This is a genomic window from Hallella bergensis DSM 17361 (genome assembly GCF_000160535.1).
Taxonomy (GTDB): domain Bacteria; phylum Bacteroidota; class Bacteroidia; order Bacteroidales; family Bacteroidaceae; genus Prevotella; species Prevotella bergensis.
This window is the reverse complement of record NZ_GG704784.1, coordinates 1-2,579: the sequence shown is the minus strand read 5'-3', so window position 1 is coordinate 2,579 and position 2,579 is coordinate 1. Positions and strand designations below refer to the sequence as shown.

The 2,579-nt window shown below is 39.9% G+C and carries 3 protein-coding genes and 1 pseudogene; all 4 read left to right on the top strand.

Going from position 1 to position 2,579, the window contains the following annotated elements; genetic code table 11:
• The first annotated feature begins 302 nt into the window (after nt 1–302).
• The 4 genes and pseudogenes from HMPREF0645_RS11615 to arsB all read left to right on the top strand — a co-directional run bounded on the left by HMPREF0645_RS11615 (nt 303) and on the right by arsB (nt 2,495).
• Nucleotides 303–629 carry an ArsR/SmtB family transcription factor gene (locus tag HMPREF0645_RS11615; RefSeq protein ID WP_044123643.1) on the top strand — a complete coding sequence of 109 codons (327 nt, stop codon included), beginning with the start codon at nt 303–305 and terminating at the stop codon, nt 627–629.
• A 77-nt stretch (nt 630–706) separates the two neighbouring features.
• Nucleotides 707–847, top strand: a pseudogene (locus HMPREF0645_RS14005) (thioredoxin family protein); the annotation flags it as partial.
• A 160-nt stretch (nt 848–1,007) separates the two neighbouring features.
• Nucleotides 1,008–1,436 carry an arsenate reductase ArsC gene (locus tag HMPREF0645_RS11605; protein WP_044123619.1) on the top strand — a complete coding sequence of 143 codons (429 nt, stop codon included), beginning with the start codon at nt 1,008–1,010 and terminating at the stop codon, nt 1,434–1,436.
• Nucleotides 1,437–1,448: 12 nt separating this feature from the next.
• On the top strand, nt 1,449–2,495 hold the full coding sequence (arsB, locus tag HMPREF0645_RS11600; RefSeq protein WP_007175215.1) for an ACR3 family arsenite efflux transporter: 1,047 nt from the start codon (nt 1,449–1,451) through the stop codon (nt 2,493–2,495).
• Nucleotides 2,496–2,579 lie beyond the last annotated feature (84 nt).

The window sequence follows — 2,579 nt, the reverse complement described above, 5'->3', positions numbered from 1 at the left end:
GTCCAGCTCATCAAAAGAGGAACGGAACATATCGACCGATAACTGTTTCAAATGTGAAATATACTTCATTTCACTTATGATTTAACACTGTAAAGGTAAGAATTTTATGTTAAACGACCAAAGATAAAACGATATAATTTATTGTATATCAAAATAGTATAATTTATTCAGTAAACACCAATTAAGCAAGCCTCTTATATAGATATATACTTGCACCTATCCGAAAAAATATGCCGTATTATTTGGCTGTTCGAAACCTTGTTCGTAACTTTGCGAACAACAAAAAAGAGAGGAGAATTGGAATGAAAGAGAAACAGTACACAACAGAGCAGAAACAGATTGCTCGGTTTGCCAAAGCAATGGGACATCCGGCACGGATGGCTATTCTTGCTTTTTTGGCAAAACAAGAGAGTTGCTTCTTCGGTGATATTCACGAAGAACTACCTATTGCTAAAGCAACTGTTTCGCAGCATTTGAAGGAATTGAAAGATGCTGGCTTAATTCATGGAGAAATAGAAACGCCAAAAGTCCGGTATTGTATAAACTTGGAGAACTGGGAACTTGCCCGAAAACTGTTTGCAGCTTTTTTAGGAGACTGTAAATGTAAAGATACATCGTGCTGTGAATAGCAGTACCTTTTTTTTGGAATGATTGTTCGCAGTTCTACGAACTACGATTATGATATTAACTTTAAAGTAGAATGACAATGGAAATTAAAGTATTAGGAACCGGGTGTTCAAGCTGTAAAGCCTTGTACGAAACTACCAAACAAGCTATTTCAGAATTAGATTGCGATGCAACCCTTATCAAAGAGGAAGAATTATCGAAAATCATGGAGTATAACATTTATAATAAATGGTGGGTGGTGAATGCTTGCTTGTCATTAACTGACACCGAAAATTCTTTCTTGCGGGCAAAGGCGCAAAATGAATTGGTTTGGATTAAGAAAGTAGAAGAATTGTCAAAGGGAAATGCTGCCCTAATAGCTTGGAAAAATAATTAAAAACATGAAGATTTTAATTCTTTGTACAGGGAATAGCTGCCGCAGCCAAATGGCACATGGCTTTCTTCAATCATTTGACCATAAACTGGATGTCTTTTCAGCAGGAACAAAACCTGCTGAAAAGGTTAATCCGATGGCGGTAAAGGTTATGGATGAAATGGGAATAGATTTAGCCCACCATATCCCTAAAAGTGTAAACCTATATATAGGGCAGGAATGGGATTATGTGATTACGGTCTGCGGTGGGGCGAATGAAAGCTGCCCAGTGTTTACTGGTAAAGTCGGAAAGAGACTGCACATGGGATTTGACGACCCCTCGGAAGCAACCGGAACGCCGGAGTTTATAAACAGTGAATTTCATCGGGTACGGGACGAAATAAAAGCCCGTTTCTATGACTTCTACCTGAACGAATTAAAGCCACAATTAAGTTAAATATTTGTTATTATGGAAAAGAAACAAGGAATTGGATTTTTTGAAAAATACCTGACTATCTGGGTTGCCTTATGCATCATTATTGGAATTGCCGTAGGACAATGGCTTCCGGCAATTCCGCAAACATTAAGCAAATTTGAATATGCCAACGTGTCTATACCCGTGGCAATCCTGATTTGGTTAATGATTTATCCGATGATGCTAAAAGTAGATTTTCAAAGTGTTAAGAATGTCGGCAAGCGTCCGAAAGGAATAATAGTCACTTGCGTTACAAATTGGCTGATAAAGCCATTTACCATGTTCGGAATAGCTTATTTATTCTTCTATGTGGTTTTCAAAGCCTTTATACCTGCCGGATTAGCCGAAGAATATTTAGCCGGGGCGGTATTATTGGGGGCTGCACCTTGTACAGCTATGGTGTTCGTGTGGAGTTACCTTACTAAAGGGGATGCCGCCTATACACTGGTACAAGTGGCACTGAACGATTTAATCATATTGGTAGCGTTTGCCCCTATCGTTGCTTTCTTGCTGGGAGTTGGCGGTGTATCTATCCCGTGGGACACTCTGTTGCTATCCGTAGTGCTGTTTGTTGTGATACCACTTGCTGCCGGAGTCATTACCCGAATAATGGTTATCCGCCGCAAAGGTGTGGAGTATTTCAATAACGTATTTATTAAGAAATTTGATAATTATACGGTAGGTGGATTGCTATTAACGCTTATTATCCTGTTTTCATTTCAAGGAGAAACGATACTGAACAATCCCCTGCATATCTTATTGATTGCAGTTCCGCTTGTGTTGCAAACGGTTCTGATATTCTTCGTTGCTTACGGTTGGGCGAAATGGTGGAAATTACCCCATGATGTTGCCGCACCTGCCGGAATGATTGGGGCAAGTAATTTCTTTGAATTGGCAGTTGCTGTGGCTATTTCTCTTTTTGGTTTACAATCCGGGGCTGCATTGGCTACGGTGGTGGGCGTGCTGGTCGAAGTTCCGGTGATGTTGATGTTAGTAAGGATTGCCAATAACACCCGAAGCTGGTTTCCGGCTACAAAATAACAATAGGGCAAGAGTCCTAATCTAACTTTATCGTAAAAAGGCTTGGTGTGTCTTTCCCTAAAAAAGTTGACGCTCAAAGTCAAC

Excerpts from the sequence above, each read along its gene's own strand:
- arsB (WP_007175215.1), top strand. The coding sequence starts at position 1,449 with ATGGAAAAGAAACAAGGAATTGGATTTTTTGAAAAATACCTGACTATC.
- HMPREF0645_RS11615 (WP_044123643.1), top strand. The coding sequence starts at position 303 with ATGAAAGAGAAACAGTACACAACAGAGCAGAAACAGATTGCTCGGTTT.
- HMPREF0645_RS11605 (WP_044123619.1), top strand. The coding sequence starts at position 1,008 with ATGAAGATTTTAATTCTTTGTACAGGGAATAGCTGCCGCAGCCAAATG.